Below are 20602 nucleotides of genomic sequence, written 5' to 3' on the forward strand. Positions count from 1 at the left end.
CTAATGTAAGGTCAGTTAATGAGCATATATGTTAAAGAATAGGCAAATAAACAGATTGGCCGATTTTTTTCAACATTTGGGCTTGACCAACCACTGTAGAATCATTAAATTAGCGCCTCGTCAGCACAACGCTGACACGACATTACGGTGAGTTGTCCGAGTGGCTGAAGGAGCACGCCTGGAAAGTGTGTATACGGCAACGTATCGAGAGTTCGAATCTCTCACTCACCGCCACATTCTTGAAAAAAGACGTCTTCGGGCGTCTTTTTTTGTGCCTGCGTTATATGTTCATAGGAACTATAGATTTATGAGTCCTGAATCAAAAGCGGAAAAACTAGCAGAAAACTTGCTACTCGAATTAGGCAGTTCTGCCGAAAGCTATCAATTTCTTATTCCAGATTGGGAACCACAAGATTGCTCAATGGCCATACGTTGGCTCAAGTCTCAGATATGGGAAGGCTTTAAGGTATCTTTCGAGGTAGACTCAGCCGCGAAAAAGGTTTATCTCAAATCTTGGGAAGAAGGATTTGATTGAGCTCCCGGACTCACAGTAAGGTCATCAGTATCGCTTCCAAAAGGCTAGATTCACAAAATAGACGTCTATCTAGCCAAAGACGGTTCAGAAAAAACGATTCTGAACCGTTGTATTCTTAAAAATTACTTCAAAGCCGCTAAAATAGTCTCTGCTTTGCTCACTTCAAATTGCTTTGGCTCTTCAATGTTTAGCTGTGTCACCACACCATTTTCGATAACCATTGCATATCGCTGTGAACGAATGCCTCCAAACGTGGCGGTATCCTTCTCAAGCCCTAGCGCTTTGGTAAAGCTGGCATCACCATCTGCCAGCATCATAATTTCAGTAGCGTTTTGTGCTTCTCCCCAAGCATGCATTACGAATGCATCGTTAACAGAGACACACGCGATGATATCGACACCTGCTGCTTTAATCTCGTCAGCCAGGACAACGTAACCAGGTAAATGGGCCTCTGAACAGGTGGGAGTAAATGCGCCTGGGACAGCGAAAAGCACCACTCTTTTGTTTGCAAAAAGCTCATCGGTATTGTGGGTGAGCACGCCTTCATCACTTAGCTCGCTTAGGTTGGCGGTTGGTAGTTTTTGACCTTTCTGAATCATGTCTGTTTTCCTTATTTTATTAGCCTTGCACAGTGTATCGATCAAAGTAACAATGAACTACCTAGAGAAAGTAGGGGAATAGTGAGTGTAGGGGGCATACGCATAAACAAGGTGCTTAAGGTTGCTTTCCCGCATGAAGTGTGTTTCTAGTTGCCTATAGGGTAACGCTATATTGTATTTAAAGTATGGAGTACAAATTGAAAACAATCGGAATGTTAGGTGGGATGAGTTGGGAATCTACCGCAAGCTACTATAAAGCCATTAATGAGGGTGTAAAGTCTGAACTAGGTGGCCTTAATTCGGCGAAAATTTGCCTATACAGCGTAAACTTTGACGAAATTGAGAAGTTGCAACATGAAGGTAAATGGGAAGAAACGGCGGTAATTCTTGGTGAGGCTGCAAAATCGGTTGAAGCTGGTGGCGCGGATTTTCTAGTTATCTGTACCAATACAATGCATAAAGTCGCTTGCGAAATTGAAAACTACATATCAATCCCAATTCTCCATATTGCTGATGCTACGGCTAATAAATTGAGTAGCGATGGAATTAAAAAAGTTGGATTGTTGGGCACTCGCTTTACCATGGAGCAAGATTTCTATAAAAGTCGATTGATAGACAAGTTTGCTATTGATGTTGTTGTACCAGACGAGGCTGAGCGAGCGATTGTTCATAATGTTATCTACGACGAATTATGCCGAGGTGTCGTCAGCGCTGAATCAAGAGAGAAATACTTAAGTATCGTTAAAAGCTTACATGAGCGAGGTGCTGAGGCAGTGATTTTAGGCTGCACTGAAATAGCGCTGCTTATTCAGCAATCACATACGCAAGTTCCTTTATACGACACGACGGACATTCATGCCATTAAAGCGGTTCAGTTGGCTATTTCAGATATAGAAAGTTAATAAGCACGATCTGATAGATAAAAGTCCATGCACGCATGGACTTTTTTAGCGATTTTAACGGTGACTTATTGAATTATATGTGTGTAAAACGTGCCATATACAGAAAAAGTAAGTCCCTATTTCGCGATAAACGTATTAAACATCGTGTTGGTTAAATTAGTGATGGTTGTCATGTACGACAGTGCCTTAAGGCTGTTTTCGTTGCAGACTTTGTAGGTGCCGATTGAAACTTGATCGGCGCTTATTCCGCTGATCCCTGCAATCATCGCGCCTTGGAAAATGCCCGAAATAATATCACGAGCGCCGTACTTTGAGCCAACAGGAAGGTTGTCTCCAGGTACGTAATTGCTCATATTGTAGCTGGTGAGGGAGTTTAACGCGTCTTTGGCAGCAGCCTGAGAGGCAGCGAGTTGCGCCGAGCAATCTGTGCTATCTGTCCCTGTCATCGGCAAGCGATAGGAATACATTTCACTACTGATGAAACTTGTTACCATGGAGCTTGCAGCTGCAACGGAGCTTGGATTTCCAGATTTCGCCATTTCGTACGCTAAGTTTATTCGTGCGGCGTATTCAGGGAGAAGGTCAGGGTTCGCTTGTAAGTTCGCTTGAACGTGCGAAGAAGATTGTTGTAAAACGTTTTGCACATCACTGTTAGATAAAACGTTGGTGGTCATCGCATAAGAAGAGGTTGCAATCAAAAGGGAAGAAGTCACCAATATTGTCTTTAACATGAATAAGCTCCATTGTTAATATGTATAAAATACATGGAATTACGTGGAGCTATAGTTTGCTATAAGCGCACATGTTCATAAATGATTTTTTCTGGCTCTAGATCTCATTTTACGTCGCAATTTCGCTTACTTGCTCGGTATGAGCTGTATTTCCCCAGACGAGAGTAAATCTTTGTAAGCCGCCTGTAGCTTATCGACTAAAACCTGATCTGTATTAACATTGGTACCGAGATACAATTCTGTATAAAACGGCGAAAATGTTTTGATGATAGTGCCTTCTTCAATATTGTCTTCTTTGAGTATCGATTCAAGTGGTGCGGTATACATTAAAATGAGATCTGCTCGATCATGTTGCAGCATTTTAATAACTTGTGGCCAGCTATTTGCCGTACTAATTTTTGGAAACTTATTCCTGACTAAATACTCATGGATACTGGTATCAAGTACGGTAGCTAAGCGAAACGCTTTTGCATCTGAAATAGATGTAATTGATTTGATTTTGTCGTTGCTGGCCAGTTTCCAGAACCATATTTTTCGCGGTTCTGATACGGGGAATACCCATTTAAATAAGTGTTCACGCTTTTCTGTTCGTGTCATTGCGTAGATGAACGTGTTTTTGTGTTCTAGTGCCTGTCGGTAACTTCTTGCCCAAGGATAGATGATAAATTTACTCGGTATGCCAGCTCTGTTGAAGACAGGGAGAACAATATCTGTCGCGACGCCCCCGACACTATTGTCACTTTTTCTCACGGTGTATGGCGCATAGTCTTCAGTGACTACCTCTACGATTTCGGCTTGAACGATACTGTTGACGAACAATAGAAGAAGTGAAAAATATCGTTTTTTCATTGCACTTGTCCCAGAGATTGTACTTATGTGATTTGTTTATTAAATTTAGTTCCCTAATATCACCGAGTAATTCGATTTAATTGATAAGACGTTTACCCTCATTTGACATCAATGACCCTGAACAGATTCATAGTATGAATGAAGTATAGTTGCTGCTTATGGGATTGGTATCGATGGGAAGACGATTCCTCTCTGAGGAACTTGGGTATAAGCCACAAATAGGAAAATTCTACAAAGGAAATGAAATCGCTAATGAAATATGTAAAACGCTCACTTAAATCAACACTAGCATTATCTTTAGTCATATTGTCTCACTCAGTGTTTGCCAGCACTGTCCCGGATTTGGTATTAACCAGTATTAAAAATGCATCGAAATCGTTAAATGGTGCAAGAGTCGGCGTGTCTTTCTACGATATGAATTCGGGAGAAGGCTACCAGTTCAATGGGCAACAGCGGTTTCCTATGGCCAGTACATTTAAGGTATTGGCTTGTGCTACCGCACTAAAAAAGGGCGTGATGTCTCAAAAGGAACCGATCCTAAAAAGTGATCTGGAAGAATACTCACCGATCACCAAAAAACATATCAATGAAATAATGACCATTGAGCAACTCTGTGATGCGACTATGTCATGGAGCGACAACACGGCGGCGAACTTAATCTTAAAATCCGTTGGTGGGCCAAAGGGGGTGACTGAATTTCTGCGTGATGCGGGAGATAAAACCACAAACTTGTCTCGGTGGGAACCAGAGCTGAATCAAGCAACACCAGGAGACGATCGCGATACCACAACGCCAATCGCAATGAACCGTACATTGCGAGAGCTGTTGTTTGGAGGTGTCCTCAGCCCAGATCAGCAGAGCCAGTTATTTGCTTGGATGAAAGGTGATAAAGTGGCCAACGATCTGCTGCGTTCGGTATTACCAAAAGGTTGGCAAATCGGCGATAAAACTGGATATGGTGGGCATGGCTCGAGAGGCATCGTTGCCAGCTTGGTTCCTCCTAGTGGGCAACCCCTAGTGATAACGATTTATCTAACTGAGAATAAGGCGTCATTGGCTGAGTTAAATAAAGCCATCGCTCAGATTGGCGATGCAATGATTCAAGACTTCGAACGCAACCACCACACAGCGGACAAACAATCGTCTTAAAGTTATTCACGTATAGTATCGAGCAGAAGGCCTAGAACTAACATGAGACAACAATATCATTTTCGTCGTTCAAATCAGGGATTACTCGCATGGGATGTATCGCGTCTTGTTCGTTTGTCTCAGCACTTGAAAGTGATAGAAGTTAAGGTCGCGAGCATTAAGGAGTTAGATGAGGCGTTTTGGTACGATTTGGGTGGGGAGAGTCCAACGTGCCGAAATATACTTCAGCATATTAACTTAATAAATCGGGTAGACTTGAGATACCCGATTATTTTGTGCCATGAAGGTAGGCTGATGGATGGAATGCATCGAGTGTGCAAATCGGCCCTTTTAGGAAAAAACACCATTTTAGCGGTGCAGTTTCCATCCTACATTGAGCCAGATTATATTGGCGTCGACCCCGATGATTTGCCGTATTGATCTTTGGCCCTATTCCTTCATATATTTGTTATATATTTGATCAAATATTCCGTTCGATTTTATTTTATCTAGAGCGTTTTGAAATAGTGTGATGGTACTATCAGGTGTTTCAAGACTAAAAGCCAAATAATAACTGCCACTATTTGGTAGTGATATTAAAGGCTCAACGAGTTCTATGTTTTTATTGAGTTTTTTTAGCTCATAGGCCATGGCAAGCTTGGGCTTTAATATTAAATCGTCTCGACCAGCAATAAACTTAGCAACAGTGAGGCTTTCTTTGTGCATTGGGTTGAGTTGTTTTTCAGTAAATCCTTGGCTTTTTAGATACATGGTTCCAGCAGACTGAGGGACTGCCGTAATCGTATATTTCTTCGCATCTTCTAAGGTGTGAACAACGATATCTGTTCGTTTTCTAAGTTTCCACATCCAAATGGTGCGTTCGGCGACGGGTCCTACCCATTTAAATTTGTTCTCACGAGCATGGGTGCGGGTCATGGTATATAGCAGAACGTTTTTTTGAGTTTCCGCTATTCGATAAGCCCTTTGCCATGGATACATCTCGATGTTTAGTTGTTCGTTGTTTGTTTCTTTTAAAATTGCTCTGACGACTTCTGTCGTAAAGCCTGTGACTTTCCCATCTTCCATATAGTTATACGGAGCATAATCTTCCGTGAGTATGGTTAGCTCGACACTAGAGGCTGTATTTGAAAATAGAAATACACTGAATAATAAAAGAACGATGGTGGACTTATTTAACATAGACTATTCCTTGTCTTGTTCTTGATAAAAGGATAGCAGCAAATTTTTCCTGAAGCTGAAGTGGAGGTAAGTCCTTGTTATTGTCATAGGCTTTGACATTTTTAGACCAACCAGTGACAGACTAAGACAATCGAATGAAATATAGTGCCGCTTGTTTTTTGTAGGGGGTATTTATGTATATTTCTGCTGAGTTGTTTTCCTTTTTTGGCGCTTGTAATGAAACCTTGGAAAGGTTACATAAGCGCATAGGAAATCAAACGATGACGCTTCAGCAATTTTTGAAAAAAGCGCATATCCAATCTGACGATTATGGTGATCTTATTTGGTATGCGAAAAAGTGCGGAGCAAGTGAAAAAGATATTATAGGGCTTGGTGTGAGAGCAGCAGCACTGACGCTTGGTGAGTTTGAATCTGTCCTTCCCAATGATAAAAGGCCAAGACAAGCTTTGGAAATCGCTGGATCTTTTTGTAGGCAAGAAGTGATAGAAACATCTCTGTCAGTTATGCGTTCAGTAGGGGCCTCTAGAGCGGGAAGGATCGCTTGGGAAATGAAAGAATACGGTGCTTCCGCGGCCGCGATATCCACTGCTCGTCTAGCATGGGCGACATGGGTAATGGGAAAAAAGCCTGAAGCGGCTGAGGAAATGGTACTTAAAGTCATTACTTATGTTAGTGCTTGTTCTTACTCAAACGAGAGACGAGTTAAACGTTTTTTCTCTGAGCTTTTTGAGAAAGTAGACAATGAGTGGATTTAACTTGAGGCAACTATTACACGCCCTAGTTATTTTACGTGGACACTGTACCTTGAAGTAGCTTAGCTATCGAAGTAAAAGGTTACAAATTAACTCAGTAAACGGTTTACATGAAATGCGGGGATTTTTACTATCTCTCTGAATTTCATCAGCAATAGGAGAAATATTATGGATGGCGACAGTCGAAGTTGGGCTATTAAATTTAACAAACGGAGAGTGTTAAGCAGACGACTATAACGTTTACATTGCAGGAAAATCTCTTGCAAAATATCTAGCCGGACAACCTTCCACTCCTCCTAATTTAATAGCCTTATTTTAATTTAAATAACTTATAAATTTAATAATTTAGACTAAGTATAAGGTTAGCTAAAATGAAGAATATTAATCTATTAGAATCCAAGCAGCTAATTTCAGTAATAAATAACGCTAATACAGATAATGCTTGCTTTCGCGATTTTAAAAATAAAATTAAAGAAAATGACTTTCGTACGTTGAATAAACGTTTTCGTGGGGAAGGATTCAAAAAATCTCTATCTTATGTTCATCTCTTGTCTCATCGTGAGTATTTAGCGCTTATCGATATCAATAGCTTTAAGTACAGCGACGATGTGAAAAAGTACATGGAAGCAAGACATCCTGTCTTGGACCGCTGCACCGCAAAGCCAATGCTCATTTTTCATGAAGAGCTTTTGGTTGGTGAGGTGGTGAAGCAATTACATTCGCACAAACCTGGTTTGAGTTATCTGGTGAGCGTGAATAAGTATGGGCTGTATACGGGGTTAGTACCCATTCACCGTCTCTTTAATTCTGATTTAGATCTTAAGCTCAGCGAAGTGACTGAGTTCGTTCAAGGCTGTCATTTGAGCCTCGATCAGGAAGAAGCCGTAAAGCAACTGCATCATAGTGTTAGTGACGTATTACCATTATTGACCGGATTTGGAGAGCCAGTAGGTGTGCTCGATTCACAAAGTGCCATCGATATAGTGATGGACGAGCAAACTGAAGATATGGAACGAATCATGGGGATACAGCAAGAAAGTCATGAATCAAATTATATGGATACATCGGTGTTCACCCATATCAAAAAACGAGTTTTTTGGATTGTGGGGCTTGTAGCACTTGGTTTGTTATCTGGAATGGTCATTCACAGCTATGATGATGCGATTGCCGCATTTACTATTTTGGCTTTGTATATGCCAATGGTGGCGGATACAGGTGGAAATACTGGTAGTCAATCTGCGACAGTGGTCGTTAGAGCAATGGCTTTGGGTTATGTATCGGTTAAAGATTGGCTCAGAGTGTTGTGGAAAGAAACTCGCATCGCCACAGTTATTGGGTTAATCGTTGCTACACTTAGTATTGGAAAAGTGGCGTTTTTGTCTCAAGGGATAGCGCTTCCTGGAAACCTCACATTATTTGCTTTAGGTGGAGCGATTGGTTTGGCACTGTTTTTCCAGGTACTTTCTGCAACAGTCATAGGCGCGCTACTGCCGCTTATAAGCAAGAAAGCTGGCTTAGATCCCGCAGTCGTGGCGAGCCCTGCTATTACCACAATTGTTGATGTGACCGGATTACTGATTTACTTTTATAGTACTACTCAGCTATTAGGCTTAGCGTAATGATACTCAGCCTAAAATTAACGGAGCCACTTAGAATAAAGTCGCTCCGTTTAGTTTCACTCTACATTGAGTCTATTTGGCCATTATAGGCGTTAGACATCAATTTGTAGTCACGCAGATAAATCAAATCTATCCGCGTTCATCACCTTGGTCCATGCTGCAACAAAGTCTTTGACGAATTTTTCTTTATTGTCGTCTTGTGCGTACACTTCCGCGTAGGAGCGCAAAATCGAATTGGAGCCAAAGACAAGATCGACTCTGGTCGCTGTCCACTTCACTTGCCCGGTTTTTCTATCGACGATGTCATACAGATTATTTCCTGACGGTTTCCAAGCGTAGGACATATCGACGAGATTGACGAAGAAGTCGTTGCTTAATGTACCCACCTTGTCGGTAAAGACACCGTGTGTTGTACCGTCATGATTAGTACCAAGCACACGCATACCACCGATCAGCACCGTCATTTCAGCCGCGGTTAAGCCCATTAGCTGGGTGCGATCTAATAGCATTTCTTCCGCAGTAACGACATAGTCTTTTTTCTGCCAATTTCTAAAACCGTCAGCGAGTGGTTCCAGCACTTCAAATGATTCGACATCTGTCATGTCTTGAGTTGCGTCACCTCGACCAGGAGAGAATGGTACATTCACACTAAATCCTGCGTTCTTGATGGCTTGCTCTAGACCAAGGTTACCCGCTAATACAAGAGTATCAGCAACGCTTGCGCCAGTTTCACTAGCGACAGACTCAATGACTTTCAGCACTCTATCTAAGCGAGAAGGCTCATTGCCTTGCCAGTCTTTTTGTGGTGCTAGGCGGATGCGGGCACCATTTGCACCACCGCGTCGATCTGAGTGACGATACGTTCTAGCGCTGTCCCATGCCGTTGAGACCATGTCGCCGATGCTTAGTCCGCTTGCGGCAAGTTTTTGTTTTACCGCTTCAACGTTATATGAGCTTGACCCCGTTGGTACAGGATCTTGCCAAATAAGATCTTCGCTTGGGACATCATCGCCAAAATAGGCGGACTTTGGCCCCATGTCACGGTGGGTAAGTTTAAACCAAGCACGGGCGAAGGTTTCACTAAAGTAGGCTGGATCGTTATGGAAACGCTCAGCGATTTTACGATAATCTGGGTCCATCTTAAGCGCCATATCGGCGTCAGTCATCACTGGGTCTAAACGAATGGATGGGTCTTCAACATCGACTGGCTTATCTTCTTCTTTGATGTTGACTGGTTTCCACTGCCAAGCGCCAGCGGGGCTTTTCGTTTGTTCCCAATCGTAACCAAACAGAAGTTTAAAATAGCCGTTATCCCACTGAGTTGGGTTGGTTGTCCAAGCACCTTCGATGCCACTGGTGACGGTATCACGGCCTACGCCTTTGCCTGATTTAGCATTCCAGCCTAGCCCTTGCTCGCTAAGATCTGCCGCTTCTGGCTCTGGGCCTAAGTTAGCCGCGTCGCCATTCCCGTGGGCTTTACCGACCGTATGTCCACCCGCTGTGAGTGCGACAGTTTCTTCATCATTCATCGCCATGCGACTAAAGGTTACGCGCATATCTTTAGCGGTTTTCAATGGGTCCGGGTTGCCATCGACACCTTCCGGGTTCACATAGATTAGCCCCATCATAACGGCTGCCAATGGATTCTCAAGGTCGCGCTCACCAGAATATCGGCTATGTTTACCGCCACTTGGCTCTAACCATTGTTTTTCTGATCCCCAGTAAATGTCTTTTTCTGGGTGCCAAATATCTTCGCGTCCAAACGCAAAGCCAAAGGTTTTTAAGCCCATAGATTCATAGGCCATGTTCCCCGCGAGAATCATAAGATCCGCCCAGCTGATTTTGTTGCCATATTTTTTCTTGATAGGCCAAAGAAGGCGACGGGCTTTATCAAGGTTACCGTTATCTGGCCATGAGTTAAGAGGAGCAAAGCGCTGGTTACCCGTGCTGGCACCGCCTCTGCCATCGGCTGTACGATAAGTGCCAGCTGAGTGCCAAGCCATTCGGATCATCAAGCCACCGTAATGTCCCCAGTCCGCTGGCCACCAGTCTTGGCTATCTGTCATGAGTGCTTTTAGGTCTTGTTTTAAGGCGTTGCTGTCAAGCTGTTTAAGGGCGGTTTTGTAATTGAAGTTAGCGTCGAGAGGATTGGTTTTGGTGTCGTGCTGATGCAAAATATCTAGGTTAAGCCTTTTGGGCCACCAGTGGTTTTCGGATTGTTCAGTCGACGTCACTGCACCGTGGTTAAAAGGGCACTTTCCGGCTGAATTTTGTTTGTTATTGTCCATAAATTGTTCCTTGCTTCAGTGTGTAATGTAGGGCGTTAGCTCTCGGTTTGTATCAAATAACGCTATGGATTTATCTTATGCTTGTTTATTTAGAGGGTCCAATATAGCTTGCCTATCATAGTAATAGGAAAAATTTTATTGCTGTATATACAAGGAGATAACATTGAAAATTATCGATCAATTTTTATCGATAAGCGGCCTACTTTATATGAAACTATGTTTATTTATTTTAGTGATTTATGTCAAATTATTATTCGTTTTTAATATTGGTCTAATAGACGGAGTCTGGTTGAGGTGATTTGGGTATAAATGATTAGTCGCTACACTAACTGAACATCGATGTACAGACAGGTTAATCATTAACCACAGAACGACATACTATTTTTGACACACTTATTACCTGATTTTGATAGTAAAATGAGCAATTGTAGGTATAACTCATTCAAATATTAAATAAGATTGAAATTCGAGTTGGTGCTCGCCCAATATGAATCAAAGTAGTAAGTTAAATCATGATACTGGTGTATTGACCATATATGCCGACTATTCTCCAACCAGCAACTACCTTTCCCAGCTAGCGAATGCGCATAATTCGGTTTACCCCGATGTTCCAGATGTTTTAACGGTTAAGATCGTTGGTAAATCAGCACCTTCTAAACTTGAGAGTATTAGACAAGATCTTGAAGCAGTAGAACTCATTACTGGCGTTCAATGTTTAGAGTTATTTGATATTCAATGTGATGTAGAAAAAGAAATATACTAATTAACGCTTGTGTTATTAATGTCTTGCTAGAAATAGCGTTCCCCCTCCAAATCGCTGCCTTGAACATATTACGCCCATCAGCCATGCTTATTTAAAAAATAATCAGGTTACTATGATGTGCATGCAAAAAGTAGGGATGCTATTTCTTACACTCATGTTAACTACGTTGTCACTCTCAATTGGGAGTGAGCCTTTACCAAGTTCGGACCCTTGGGGTCAGGTAGCGTTTGTGACAGAGGAGTATCCGCCACACAATTATGTGGATGACCAAGGTCAGCTTACTGGGTTGTCCGTAGAGGTTATTTTGGGCGCTGCAAAGCTGGCGGGTTCTAAGCTTAGTCGCGATCATATTGTGGTACTTCCTTGGGCTCGTGGTTACAAAATGGCCTTAAATATGGAAGACACTTTGCTATTTACTACATCGCGAAAACCCGAGAGAGAGACATTGTTCGAGTGGATCGGACCACTTTCCAAAGGGTCTCCGTCAGTGCTTTTTGCTCGTAAAACGAGCCAGATAAAGATAAAGGCCCCAAGCGATTTATTGAACTACCGAATCGGTGTGGTACGTGGTGATAGTTTACAAAAGAGGTTAGTTTCGTTGGGCGTGCCAGAGAGTGCATTAGTCAAGTCGCACAGCCCTGAAGAATTGGCTAAGCAGCTTAATCGTCATGATATTGATTTATGGGCATATAACCCTTCAGGGGCTGAGAAGATATTCCAAAAGTTTGGATTAGCGAACAATAACTTTGAACATGTTTATCAGTTCAAATTTAATGATAACTATATTGCTGCGAACAAACATACGTCTAGAGCGGTAATTATTAATATACAGCAGGCGTTAGACAAGTTTAAGAAAACCAAAGAATATAAAAATATTTTATCTAAATATCAATGAACTAAATCAAGCAGCTAATTTCTATCTGTATAGCTAGTATGAGTTTAAATAATGGCCGCATCTGTTTAATAAACACTTTGGAAGTGTTGAGCCATTAAATAGGAGAAAGGTTATGTCAGCAAACAACCTATGGACACTTCTGATTTTTATTGCAGTTTTAATAAGTGTCCAATTCAACGCTAGAGCTGAACTACCAAAAACGGACCCATGGGGTGAACTTATTTTCGTCACAGAAGATTATCCACCTCTCAATTACAAAGACGACAATGGTCATTTAACTGGTCTGGCTGTTGAGGTCTTGCTCGGAGCGGCAAAACAAGCCAACTCGGCACTGACCGCATCTGATATCAAGCTGTTACCTTGGGCAAGGGGTTACAGAATGGCTGAAAATGACGCCAATGTTGTTCTATTTTCTACCTCTCGTAAGCCCTCTCGAGAGTCACTTTTTCTTTGGGCTGGCCCCATCGTAAAAGGAACGCCTTCCGTATTATTGGCTCGTAAAGATCGTCATATCAAAGTGAAAGAGAAAAGCGATCTTTATAACTACCGTATTGGGGTGATAAAAGGCGATAGCTTAGAAAACCGAGTGAAAGCTCTGGGTGGACCTGAAGAGAATATCATAAAAATTCATAGTGGCGATCTCTTGGCAGAACAGCTGGAAAAAGGAAGAATCGACCTTTGGGCGTACAATGCACAAGGCGCGGCGAAAATTTTTAAATCACTGGGTATTGCGAAAAACCAATTTGAGATCGTGTTTAAGTTTCCATTTAATGACAACTACTTAGCGATCAACAAAAAGACTTCACCTGAATTGGTTGAGAGTCTGCAACAAGCAATAGATAAGTTTCGAACAACACCAGAGTTTCAAAAACTAATGGAAAAATACAATCATAATATGACGGTATTTTGAATAAATTTAGGCATGCGTGTGCTACTTGGTATCGTCAGTGCCGCTACTTGGCTCATAAGCTTCCCATTTTAGCGCACCATTCGTTTCAAACTTATTGGCAGGATTGCAAACCATATAAAACTTACCTACCTGTAAGATGGCACCAAGTGAATATGCCTGATCTTGATAGTAACAGACACGAGACTTCATGTTTTGCGCGTTGACGACAACGGCATTTCTCGCTGAGTGCTGAGGCAAGCTAATTACCTCGGCAAAGGACATACCGCTGATTAGCACAAAACCAATCCCTATTATGATTCGTTGCATATAAAGCCTCTATGACCTGACCAGATTTTATTCTAAGCATAGATAACCATAAAGTTAGTGAGCGACATCGACGATTCTGAACTCTTTTTATGTCCTAATTCTTGTTTTGAGAAGAACGAGTTATAGACAAGAATTAAGGAGATAGAGTGATAGTTCGTAGTGCCACAGTAGCTGATATTGACGAGATTTTGGAATTGAATCGGCAAATAGGCCAATATCATTATGATAATGCGCCTGATGTGTTTGTTTCTCCGTCAGCGGAAGAAAAGGAGTTTCTACTGCAAGCTGTGCTAGATGAAAAACGTCTATTCAGTGTTGCAGTTGATGAAAAGCACGTTGTGGGTTTTATTTCAGCAAAAATTGATATTAATGAGTCCATTCCTTTTTTGAGTAAACAACCTATATGTCGTATTGGTACCATAGTGGTAGATGAAAACTGTAGAAGCAAGGGAATTGGCAAGCATTTGATGGATCATTGTTATTCCTGGGCTCAAGAAAATAAGGCGTATCAAGTTCGTTTGGAGGTGATGAGCTTTAACTCACGAGCCATGTCTTTCTACCAATCGTTAGGTTTTCAGCCGCAATCCGAAATCTGGGTGAAATAACTTCCTTATTGGATACCCTTACCTTGTGGCGATATTTCTGGTCGCCACCGTCTTGCTATTTTTACTAATGATGGTGTAAACGTGCATTAGTATGGTTATGGCACTAATGCCCAATAGCGTCAGGTGATGTCAAAAACCATAAAGTCATCGAAAATATTGATAGAAAAAAAATAGAAAACTATCAACCTATTAGGTTAATGCGCTCTATTGCATAGGATGCTCAATTCATTCATTTTTCATGAAGAGTAGTGCCGAATTCCTGTGCAATAGGATTTCATGACTTTGAAAGATGACCAAAAATTATGGATGTTTTTGAACAAGCTTTTGCTGAATTAAATATTGAGGCACATTTCGATGAGACTGGAACCTTTAGTTGTACCTACGAAAGGAGTGGGGGTACGACCGATGAGGAGAGTATGTTGTTTCTCGCCGCCTACCAAGATACACAAAATATGACACTGAGGTTGTCTGTTACTACGCACAACGAAATTCCAAACAATTTGTCAGCAGATTTCTTCCGGTATTTTTCTGAAAAAGCGATAGAGCCTTTTAGGGGAGGTGTGGGCGCTGGTGTGCTACCAGGTGAGAATAATGTCACCGTCTACCAATCTATAAAGGCTTCTGATCTCCTTGAAGGCTCATTATTGGAAACCGTAGAGTCTTTGATGGAAGAAGCAGAAGAGTGGGACCAACAGTTAATCTACTATTCTCAACTGGACTCAAATAGTGGTGACAAAACCGTTGATAATGCATCGTTAACGCCTCCTCAGCGCTCTTTTTTCGAATTAGATAGAAAAGCATGAGATCCCGAGCGGTACACAAGGAACTTAGGTTAGTTAGATTAAGGATAAGATCATGGACAATGTAGTATCAGGGTCATTTAGGGCTCCTTTCCAGAGTGTGAATGAAGAAGTTTCAAGTGGTGATAAGAGAATCTTAGGAACCGCCAGTGCGTTAACGGCAATACGAAATTATCTTAACCAACCCCCTGCACTAAGAAGATCCAAATTTAATCCAAATTTTCATCATCGGCATGGTGAGACAGGGATAAAACGAGCACAACTCTTAGAAAAATACCTCATGCAAAACACGCCATCACCCCGATCAAGTCAAGGTTCTTCCGGTGATAGAAGGGGAGCAATCAGTTTGGAGAGAGAGGAGTTTAATGAACTGCTCGATCGACAAGCTTTGCTTTTAGAAACGTATAAGAAGGGTAAAGTGTCGCCTGCTCTTCTAGCCGTTATTGATGGTTCAGGCTTAGTGACGGACAAACACATTAAAGATGCCAAGTTACTCAACGGAGGTAACTCGCATACTTCTTCTTTGAGACGATATGTTATGAACTCAGAGGTGACGGAAGAAGCGCCACCAATAACCAATAAACCGATTGGTGAAGAGATTGCAGAAGATTCTTATCTAATAGATAGGAGCCAACTTAAAAACACCGGAGGGGATGTAAGCCAATCCGCTCATGCAGTGACACGATATAAGAAAGACGACACCTATTATTTTGGCAAGAATTTTCCTTCTGCAGATTCTGTGTCACCAGAAGAACTGGCTGAGACAAAGGAGAAAGCACTCGCAGAGGTGTGCTATTCCATGTTGTGGCAAAGTTTTATCGGCGATCGCGCTTCATCTTCGATGTTTATGAAAAATGAAAATGGTGAAATCGACGGTATATGTTCAAAAGGGCTCCCAGGTTTTAGAGAATATAAGTCCTGTCTGGAAGACGGTGATGCAGCCGCAACGCCTGGTATGCTTCCTATTCTTGTCACAGCATTCTTGCTGGAGGAAGACGATTTACATTCCAAAAACATAGGTAAGTGTGAGATTGATGGGCGTCAGGTCTATGGAAAAATTGATCATGACTATATCGCGGATAAGTATGGCACAGATCAACAGCCCAATTTTCCGATAGAACGTCTTGCTGAGTTTCTGAATTCCCCGACACCTCAAACCGCAGATGATATGGGGAGAGAAATGCGATTCTCTCCAATTACCAAAAATAGCCGATTACTGAGAATGGGCCACGCTATACGCAATTTTTTTAATATTGGACCAGACACCACACTTGGCAAGCACCATAGAAATGAGTTTTACAGTCGATCTTTAACTAGATTTAGGCACGAAGCACAGGATATATCCAGTAAAATCAAGAACTATGATGTCGGGCAAATCGATCGCTTAATTGAATTCGCTGAAAAGCAGCGTGAGAGCATGGGAATTGAGGATACAGATAGTATTGCTGTACCCATTTTGAAACGGATGAAAGCACGGATTGAGTATCTGCAGGAAAACCTAGAGTAAAGCGCTACAATTTTGCTAATTCCCCAATGCTGTTTCCACACAGCTTGGGTATTCCTCTATACACTTTTTTTGTTAAAAAACTGAGCCATCGCCAATTGAAGTTGTTGATATCTTGGATGGTTGATGCAATAAAAGCTTTGTTGTCCCCTAGACTCGGCGAGAATGAGGCCATGCTTTTTCAGCTCTTTGATGTGTTGGGATATGGTGGATTGAGCGAGCGGAATGCGCTCTACTAGGTCGCCGACACATTGATTCTCCTGGGCAAGTATCTCTAAGATCATCACTCTGGCTGGGTGGCTTAACGCCTTTCCTAGATCAGAAACGTCATTATGAGTTTGATTAAATTGATTTTTCTTTGCCTCTGCCATTAGCGCCTCCAAATTTTTTCATCGCTATTTTACGATAGTGCTTGACAGCATACAACTTAAATCGTATTTTTACGATTAAACAAATCGTACAAGTACGATGGAAGAGGAAAAAATCATGAACCTTAGTTTAAGAAATGCTTACTTAGAAGAATCAGAATCGATCAGTCAATTGTTATCTCACTATCTCGATATAGAGGTGAAGGTGAGCCGTGATGAGCTAGGCTCTTGGCTTACCACAGTGGCTGAAATAGAAGGCCGTGTTGTGGCTTTTATGGGGATAGAATTAGACCAAGATGCCACGGTTTCTCAATCCATGTTCTACCTAGATCAAGATTACAGAGACTCTGATGTGGCCGTCAAAGTCATCAAAGATATGAAAAGTAAGTTACGGGAGGAAGAAGTCAGAAGCGTGACCTTGTCTGTTCTAGAGCAAGACGTGGCTTTGTTTGCGGCTTGTGGTGCAAAAGAGCTAACAGATGTTGATTTTGTAAGCACTATTGATACTAAACCAATGCGCATGGTTCATATGGACTTAGTCAGAGCACTACCTAAACATTCTGTCGAAGACACGTTGGACCAACTTTTTTGTTGTGAAGAAAACATCATCCGTACTAAACCCAAGGTTTTGTTTCTTTATGGCTCTACACGAGAAGGCTCATATAGCCGCAAATTGGCCAATGAAGCGGCGAAAATAATAGCAGGTTTTGGTGCGGAAACTCGTATTTTTGCGCCCAATGACATTCCATTGGCCGATACAAGTTTGACCCAAAGTAAGGATGAAAGTCAGTTACCCAAGTCAGTGATTGAACTAAGAGACGCGGTAAGTTGGTCAGATGCTATGGTTTGGATTTCCCCTGAGATCCATGGCGCGATGTCAGCAACGTTTAAGAATTTGATCGATTGGTTACCGTTGACGGTGGACGCAAAGCGTACCTCGCAAGGCAAAGTGGTTGCGCTGATGCAAATTTCTGGTGGCTCTCAATCGTTTAACGCTGTAAACCAAATGCGAGTGCTTGGCCGTTGGATGCGCACTTATACCATCCCAAATCAATCTTCTCTTCCGACAGCCTACAAGCAGTTTCATGAAGATGGCACGCTAAAAGATACCTCTTATCGAAACCGAGTTATTGATGTGATGGAAGAGCTATTTCGCATGACTTTGTTGCTTAGAAATGCCTTACCAACTCTACTCAATCGTTGGAGTGAAACTCCACAATATGATGACGATGAGCCTCGCCCTCACATTACTTTCCAAAGTGCAAAGAGGAGTTTAAGCAAATGATCAACAAAGACATATTTCTCTTAATGGGGCAATCCAATATGGCTGGTAGAGGGCTACAGAGTGAAGTGGAACCTATTGCTGATTCAAATATATCAGTGTTGGAAGAGGGGGCTTGGCGCGTGGCTGAAGAGCCTTTGCATCACGACAGCTCAGAGGCGGGAGTGGGGCTGGCAATGAGTTTTGCCCAGCATTGGCGCTCTTATCACCCTGAAAGTCATGTATCTCTTATTCCTTGTGCGGTGGGTAGTACCAACATTGACGAGTGGCTAGAGGGACCACTTTACGATCAAGCTTTGAACTGCGCCAAGTTATCAAAATCAAACGGAACGTTGCGTGGAGTGCTGTGGCACCAAGGAGAAAGTAATAGCGGCACGTTGGAGAAAGCCGAAGGGTATGCAGATAAGCTCGCTTTTCTGATCAATAAGTTAAGAAGAGATTTAGAGATTCCCAACTTAGCCTTTATTGCTGGAGAGCTCCCTCAATTTTTGAAGCAGCCAAATAGGTTTCAATATGCCGATCGTGTCAACTTGGCTTTGGCTTCTTTAGTCGGTAAAGTGCCGGGTTATCAACTTGCAAGCTCTGAAGGCCTAACGGCCAATGCCGATAATGTGCATTTTAATGCTCAATCTTTACGTGAGTTGGGGGCTCGGTATTTTCAAGCCTATTTAGGGGCTAAAGATGATTAGTCGGCGTCATCTACTGGTGCTAAATTTAGGACAGCTGGTGTTGCCAGCTATCCTATTTTACGCTTGGCCCATCGTCTATGGCACCGTTTCAGTCACTACCATTGATGGGCGATTGGCGAACGATTACCAGTGGTCGTTGATTGCGTTGCTACTTTCGTGGGGAATAGGTTCGGTTCTTTCTGGTTGGATATTTAACCGAGTGGGGACTCGGTTCGGTAGTGGGGTTGGGTTTGCCCTTTCGTTTATTGCTTTTCTGCTACTTGGCGAGTTTTACCGTGGCAACATGCTCATTTTGATAAGCATCATTGTTGGGTTCAGTTTATCTTTTCTGTTTATGGATCCCGTCATTGCTAGATTTAAAGAAGTAGGCTACGACGAAAAAGGATTTAACAAACAAGTGATTGGTCTTACCTTGGTCAGTGGATTTGCCAGCACATTTTCTTATCTTGTACTGGCTCCTGTGTATAGTAAATTTGCGTGGCTTGAGTCTAATGTCATTATTATCGCATTGTTATTACTGTTCTTTATTGGCTATATGACTGCCTTAAGGAAAAGTGCCACTCACAGTACCAACGTGTTGCAAGAAAAGCCCAACTACAAAAGCTTGTTTAGTCGATGTGCGCTTTGGATGACGCTGATATTTTCTTCACAAGGGATAATACAGACTCTAGTATTCTTTGAAATATTCACATCGCTGAATCGCCCGGGAGAGCATCTAGACTATATTTTGTTTTCATTTGCTATCATTGGTGTTGCGCAAGTGGTTGGTAGATTATTTATCATATTGTGGAAAGGCATGTCTGGGGTCAGTATGACCTTGCTATCTTCAGTACTGATGCTTGTTGGTGCTTTGGCATTATTCTACGCCCTTTATGTGAATATTTACCTTATGCCATTGTTCTCACTGTTTTTTGGGGCGGGATTAGGCATTTCAACCATCGCTAAACCTGTATTAATTAATGAAGTATTCAAAGCATCCTTTTCTTTTTTCAACGGCTTTTACTCTGGTGTATTGAATTTTTCTCGGGCGTTAATACCGCTTGCCATCGGTGTTGGTTTGTTGGCGTCGAGCCAGTTGTATATTGTTACTCTCCTCGTATGCTTCACTTTGGTTGCATTGATATCGTCTTTAATCATTGAGTTTTCTTAGCATGGGACTAAATCAGTATTGATGAAGTTAAATAAGGAGAGTTTAACTAAGTATCGTATTATTTTTCGACAAATGATATGGATTAATCAAATTTGTTGGATACCAAATATGAAGCCAATAGTCAGCCGTATTTTTTATCTTCCCCTATTTTTGTTTGTTTTTTATGCAAATCAAAGCCTATCTTCAAACCCACGCCCAACTGTGGGCGTGGCGAGTATAAAGGTAGATGATTTAATCGCGTTAAGCCATGCAATGGGAAAGGAGGTAAAGAAGGAGGAAACCTGTGTTTCCGAAGAAAAAAATTCTCCTGAGTCTGGAGAAACACTCTACCTATTGGATGAAAAATGTGATTTTACCAATTACGTGGTCTATTCCATTTCAACACTATGTCAAAACCTTGATAAGGCGAGCCTTACTCATATTTACACCAACGGAATAGTGCAGGCTCAGTTCACACAAGGCCCAAAAGCCTGTGAGTTAATTGGTGGAAATGAACGCCAGCCAAAAAAAGATAACAGGCTTTATCAAATTCAGTTTTATGCAGGTCGAAATCCAAGACTGACAAAACAATATCAGTGCCTGCCTTATGACATACAGATTGAAACAGATGCAGACTATTTCTACATCAGAAGCGATGCCATGGAGTTAGAAATGGCGAAAATTGCACTGCAACAATCCGAGAGCTGTTCTTTGTCGAGTTGGATACGACCTCATGCCGCCCAATAGG

Annotated in this window: 23 protein-coding genes and 1 tRNA gene; 17 read left to right on the forward strand and 7 right to left on the reverse strand. The window is 42.0% G+C overall.

All coding sequences use genetic code 11. The annotated features are described in order from the left end of the window. Positions 1 to 146 precede the first annotated feature (146 nt). Together M9194_RS14735 and M9194_RS14740 are read left to right on the forward strand one after the other, a co-directional pair. Positions 147 to 234, forward strand: a tRNA-Ser gene (locus M9194_RS14735). A gap of 73 nt (positions 235 to 307) precedes the next feature. Further along, complete coding sequence (locus M9194_RS14740; RefSeq protein WP_250613447.1) at positions 308 to 535, forward strand: hypothetical protein; 228 nt, start codon at positions 308 to 310, stop codon at positions 533 to 535. Between the two features lie 122 nt (positions 536 to 657). Here M9194_RS14740 and M9194_RS14745 read toward each other — a convergent pair whose 3' ends face one another. Then, positions 658 to 1134: a peroxiredoxin gene (locus M9194_RS14745; RefSeq protein WP_250613448.1), complete on the reverse strand. Its 477-nt coding sequence runs from the start codon at positions 1132 to 1134 to the stop codon at positions 658 to 660. Between the two features lie 197 nt (positions 1135 to 1331). On the opposite strand from M9194_RS14745, the gene M9194_RS14750 reads away from it, so the two are divergent. After that, on the forward strand, positions 1332 to 2036 hold the full coding sequence (locus M9194_RS14750) for an aspartate/glutamate racemase family protein (protein WP_250613449.1): 705 nt from the start codon (positions 1332 to 1334) through the stop codon (positions 2034 to 2036). 116 nt (positions 2037 to 2152) lie between these two features. Here the strand turns inward: M9194_RS14750 and M9194_RS14755 are convergent, their stop codons facing one another. Together M9194_RS14755 and M9194_RS14760 are read right to left on the reverse strand one after the other, a co-directional pair. Beyond that, a complete protein-coding gene (locus tag M9194_RS14755) occupies positions 2153 to 2767 on the reverse strand; it encodes a hypothetical protein (protein ID WP_250613450.1) in 615 nt (204 codons plus the stop codon). 126 nt (positions 2768 to 2893) lie between these two features. Beyond that, positions 2894 to 3616, reverse strand: a complete 723-nt coding sequence (locus M9194_RS14760) for a substrate-binding periplasmic protein (RefSeq protein WP_250613451.1) — start codon at positions 3614 to 3616, stop codon at positions 2894 to 2896. A gap of 252 nt (positions 3617 to 3868) precedes the next feature. On the opposite strand from M9194_RS14760, the gene bla reads away from it, so the two are divergent. Together bla and M9194_RS14770 are read left to right on the forward strand one after the other, a co-directional pair. Beyond that, positions 3869 to 4765: a class A beta-lactamase gene (gene bla / locus M9194_RS14765; RefSeq protein WP_250613452.1), complete on the forward strand. Its 897-nt coding sequence runs from the start codon at positions 3869 to 3871 to the stop codon at positions 4763 to 4765. A gap of 42 nt (positions 4766 to 4807) precedes the next feature. Continuing rightward, positions 4808 to 5185, forward strand: coding sequence for a hypothetical protein (locus tag M9194_RS14770; RefSeq protein ID WP_250613453.1), 378 nt, complete (start codon positions 4808 to 4810; stop codon positions 5183 to 5185). A gap of 9 nt (positions 5186 to 5194) precedes the next feature. On the opposite strand, the gene M9194_RS14775 is transcribed toward M9194_RS14770, so the two are convergent. Next, positions 5195 to 5944, reverse strand: a complete 750-nt coding sequence (locus M9194_RS14775) for a substrate-binding periplasmic protein (protein WP_250613454.1) — start codon at positions 5942 to 5944, stop codon at positions 5195 to 5197. A gap of 173 nt (positions 5945 to 6117) precedes the next feature. On the opposite strand from M9194_RS14775, the gene M9194_RS14780 reads away from it, so the two are divergent. Together M9194_RS14780 and M9194_RS14785 are read left to right on the forward strand one after the other, a co-directional pair. After that, positions 6118 to 6699, forward strand: coding sequence for a hypothetical protein (locus M9194_RS14780; protein ID WP_250613455.1), 582 nt, complete (start codon positions 6118 to 6120; stop codon positions 6697 to 6699). 368 nt (positions 6700 to 7067) lie between these two features. Then, positions 7068 to 8315, forward strand: a complete 1248-nt coding sequence (locus tag M9194_RS14785; protein ID WP_250613456.1) for a magnesium transporter — start codon at positions 7068 to 7070, stop codon at positions 8313 to 8315. Positions 8316 to 8425: 110 nt separating this feature from the next. Here M9194_RS14785 and katG read toward each other — a convergent pair whose 3' ends face one another. Continuing rightward, on the reverse strand, positions 8426 to 10603 hold the full coding sequence (gene katG / locus M9194_RS14790) for a catalase/peroxidase HPI (protein ID WP_250613457.1): 2178 nt from the start codon (positions 10601 to 10603) through the stop codon (positions 8426 to 8428). Between the two features lie 487 nt (positions 10604 to 11090). Between katG and M9194_RS14795 the strand changes: the two genes are divergently transcribed. From M9194_RS14795 to M9194_RS14805, 3 genes are all read left to right on the forward strand, one after another. Then, positions 11091 to 11366 carry a hypothetical protein gene (locus tag M9194_RS14795; RefSeq protein WP_250613458.1) on the forward strand — a complete coding sequence of 92 codons (276 nt, stop codon included), beginning with the start codon at positions 11091 to 11093 and terminating at the stop codon, positions 11364 to 11366. Positions 11367 to 11487: 121 nt separating this feature from the next. Then, positions 11488 to 12261, forward strand: a complete 774-nt coding sequence (locus M9194_RS14800; protein ID WP_250613459.1) for a substrate-binding periplasmic protein — start codon at positions 11488 to 11490, stop codon at positions 12259 to 12261. Between the two features lie 112 nt (positions 12262 to 12373). Then, positions 12374 to 13171, forward strand: coding sequence for a substrate-binding periplasmic protein (locus tag M9194_RS14805; protein ID WP_250613460.1), 798 nt, complete (start codon positions 12374 to 12376; stop codon positions 13169 to 13171). A gap of 21 nt (positions 13172 to 13192) precedes the next feature. Here M9194_RS14805 and M9194_RS14810 read toward each other — a convergent pair whose 3' ends face one another. After that, the gene (locus tag M9194_RS14810; RefSeq protein ID WP_250613461.1) at positions 13193 to 13477 is read right to left on the reverse strand and encodes a DUF1496 domain-containing protein; all 285 of its coding nucleotides are present in this window, start codon (positions 13475 to 13477) and stop codon (positions 13193 to 13195) included. A gap of 146 nt (positions 13478 to 13623) precedes the next feature. Here M9194_RS14810 and M9194_RS14815 point away from each other — a divergent pair, with 146 nt between their 5' ends. The 3 genes from M9194_RS14815 to M9194_RS14825 all read left to right on the forward strand — a co-directional run bounded on the left by M9194_RS14815 (position 13624) and on the right by M9194_RS14825 (position 16389). Continuing rightward, entirely contained in the window at positions 13624 to 14082 is a 459-nt protein-coding gene (locus tag M9194_RS14815; protein ID WP_250613462.1) for a GNAT family N-acetyltransferase, read from the forward strand. A gap of 302 nt (positions 14083 to 14384) precedes the next feature. Then, positions 14385 to 14885, forward strand: a complete 501-nt coding sequence (locus tag M9194_RS14820; protein WP_250613463.1) for a hypothetical protein — start codon at positions 14385 to 14387, stop codon at positions 14883 to 14885. A gap of 52 nt (positions 14886 to 14937) precedes the next feature. Further along, a complete protein-coding gene (locus M9194_RS14825) occupies positions 14938 to 16389 on the forward strand; it encodes a hypothetical protein (RefSeq protein WP_250613464.1) in 1452 nt (483 codons plus the stop codon). Between the two features lie 56 nt (positions 16390 to 16445). Here M9194_RS14825 and M9194_RS14830 read toward each other — a convergent pair whose 3' ends face one another. Next, positions 16446 to 16757, reverse strand: a complete 312-nt coding sequence (locus M9194_RS14830) for an ArsR/SmtB family transcription factor (protein ID WP_250613465.1) — start codon at positions 16755 to 16757, stop codon at positions 16446 to 16448. 115 nt (positions 16758 to 16872) lie between these two features. Between M9194_RS14830 and M9194_RS14835 the strand changes: the two genes are divergently transcribed. The 4 genes from M9194_RS14835 (at position 16873) to M9194_RS14850 (ending at position 20601) form a co-directional block, all read left to right on the forward strand. After that, positions 16873 to 18039 carry an NAD(P)H-dependent oxidoreductase gene (locus M9194_RS14835; protein ID WP_250613466.1) on the forward strand — a complete coding sequence of 389 codons (1167 nt, stop codon included), beginning with the start codon at positions 16873 to 16875 and terminating at the stop codon, positions 18037 to 18039. Continuing rightward, positions 18036 to 18725 (forward strand): sialate O-acetylesterase, encoded by a 690-nt coding sequence (locus tag M9194_RS14840; RefSeq protein WP_250613467.1) that lies wholly within the window; start codon positions 18036 to 18038, stop codon positions 18723 to 18725. Before M9194_RS14835 ends, M9194_RS14840 begins: the two co-directional genes overlap by 4 nt. Continuing rightward, positions 18718 to 19875, forward strand: coding sequence for a hypothetical protein (locus M9194_RS14845; RefSeq protein WP_250613468.1), 1158 nt, complete (start codon positions 18718 to 18720; stop codon positions 19873 to 19875). Before M9194_RS14840 ends, M9194_RS14845 begins: the two co-directional genes overlap by 8 nt. Before the next feature lie 108 nt (positions 19876 to 19983). Beyond that, a complete protein-coding gene (locus M9194_RS14850) occupies positions 19984 to 20601 on the forward strand; it encodes a hypothetical protein (protein WP_250613469.1) in 618 nt (205 codons plus the stop codon). Position 20602: the final 1 nt, after the last annotated feature.

Origin of the sequence: Vibrio sinus (genome assembly GCF_023634645.1) — a bacterium.
GTDB lineage: Bacteria > Pseudomonadota > Gammaproteobacteria > Enterobacterales > Vibrionaceae > Vibrio > Vibrio sinus.

Bases quoted from the DNA above. Each gene is read 5' to 3' on its own strand.
- M9194_RS14740 (WP_250613447.1), top strand. From the start codon at position 308: ATGAGTCCTGAATCAAAAGCGGAAAAACTAGCAGAAAACTTGCTACTC.
- M9194_RS14745 (WP_250613448.1), bottom strand. From the start codon at position 1,134: ATGATTCAGAAAGGTCAAAAACTACCAACCGCCAACCTAAGCGAGCTA.
- M9194_RS14755 (WP_250613450.1), bottom strand. From the start codon at position 2,767: ATGTTAAAGACAATATTGGTGACTTCTTCCCTTTTGATTGCAACCTCT.
- M9194_RS14760 (WP_250613451.1), bottom strand. From the start codon at position 3,616: ATGAAAAAACGATATTTTTCACTTCTTCTATTGTTCGTCAACAGTATC.
- bla (WP_250613452.1), top strand. From the start codon at position 3,869: ATGAAATATGTAAAACGCTCACTTAAATCAACACTAGCATTATCTTTA.
- M9194_RS14770 (WP_250613453.1), top strand. From the start codon at position 4,808: ATGAGACAACAATATCATTTTCGTCGTTCAAATCAGGGATTACTCGCA.
- M9194_RS14775 (WP_250613454.1), bottom strand. From the start codon at position 5,944: ATGTTAAATAAGTCCACCATCGTTCTTTTATTATTCAGTGTATTTCTA.
- M9194_RS14780 (WP_250613455.1), top strand. From the start codon at position 6,118: ATGTATATTTCTGCTGAGTTGTTTTCCTTTTTTGGCGCTTGTAATGAA.
- M9194_RS14785 (WP_250613456.1), top strand. From the start codon at position 7,068: ATGAAGAATATTAATCTATTAGAATCCAAGCAGCTAATTTCAGTAATA.
- katG (WP_250613457.1), bottom strand. From the start codon at position 10,603: ATGGACAATAACAAACAAAATTCAGCCGGAAAGTGCCCTTTTAACCAC.
- M9194_RS14795 (WP_250613458.1), top strand. From the start codon at position 11,091: ATGAATCAAAGTAGTAAGTTAAATCATGATACTGGTGTATTGACCATA.
- M9194_RS14800 (WP_250613459.1), top strand. From the start codon at position 11,488: ATGCAAAAAGTAGGGATGCTATTTCTTACACTCATGTTAACTACGTTG.
- M9194_RS14805 (WP_250613460.1), top strand. From the start codon at position 12,374: ATGTCAGCAAACAACCTATGGACACTTCTGATTTTTATTGCAGTTTTA.
- M9194_RS14810 (WP_250613461.1), bottom strand. From the start codon at position 13,477: ATGCAACGAATCATAATAGGGATTGGTTTTGTGCTAATCAGCGGTATG.
- M9194_RS14820 (WP_250613463.1), top strand. From the start codon at position 14,385: ATGGATGTTTTTGAACAAGCTTTTGCTGAATTAAATATTGAGGCACAT.
- M9194_RS14825 (WP_250613464.1), top strand. From the start codon at position 14,938: ATGGACAATGTAGTATCAGGGTCATTTAGGGCTCCTTTCCAGAGTGTG.
- M9194_RS14830 (WP_250613465.1), bottom strand. From the start codon at position 16,757: ATGGCAGAGGCAAAGAAAAATCAATTTAATCAAACTCATAATGACGTT.
- M9194_RS14835 (WP_250613466.1), top strand. From the start codon at position 16,873: ATGAACCTTAGTTTAAGAAATGCTTACTTAGAAGAATCAGAATCGATC.
- M9194_RS14840 (WP_250613467.1), top strand. From the start codon at position 18,036: ATGATCAACAAAGACATATTTCTCTTAATGGGGCAATCCAATATGGCT.
- M9194_RS14845 (WP_250613468.1), top strand. From the start codon at position 18,718: ATGATTAGTCGGCGTCATCTACTGGTGCTAAATTTAGGACAGCTGGTG.
- M9194_RS14850 (WP_250613469.1), top strand. From the start codon at position 19,984: ATGAAGCCAATAGTCAGCCGTATTTTTTATCTTCCCCTATTTTTGTTT.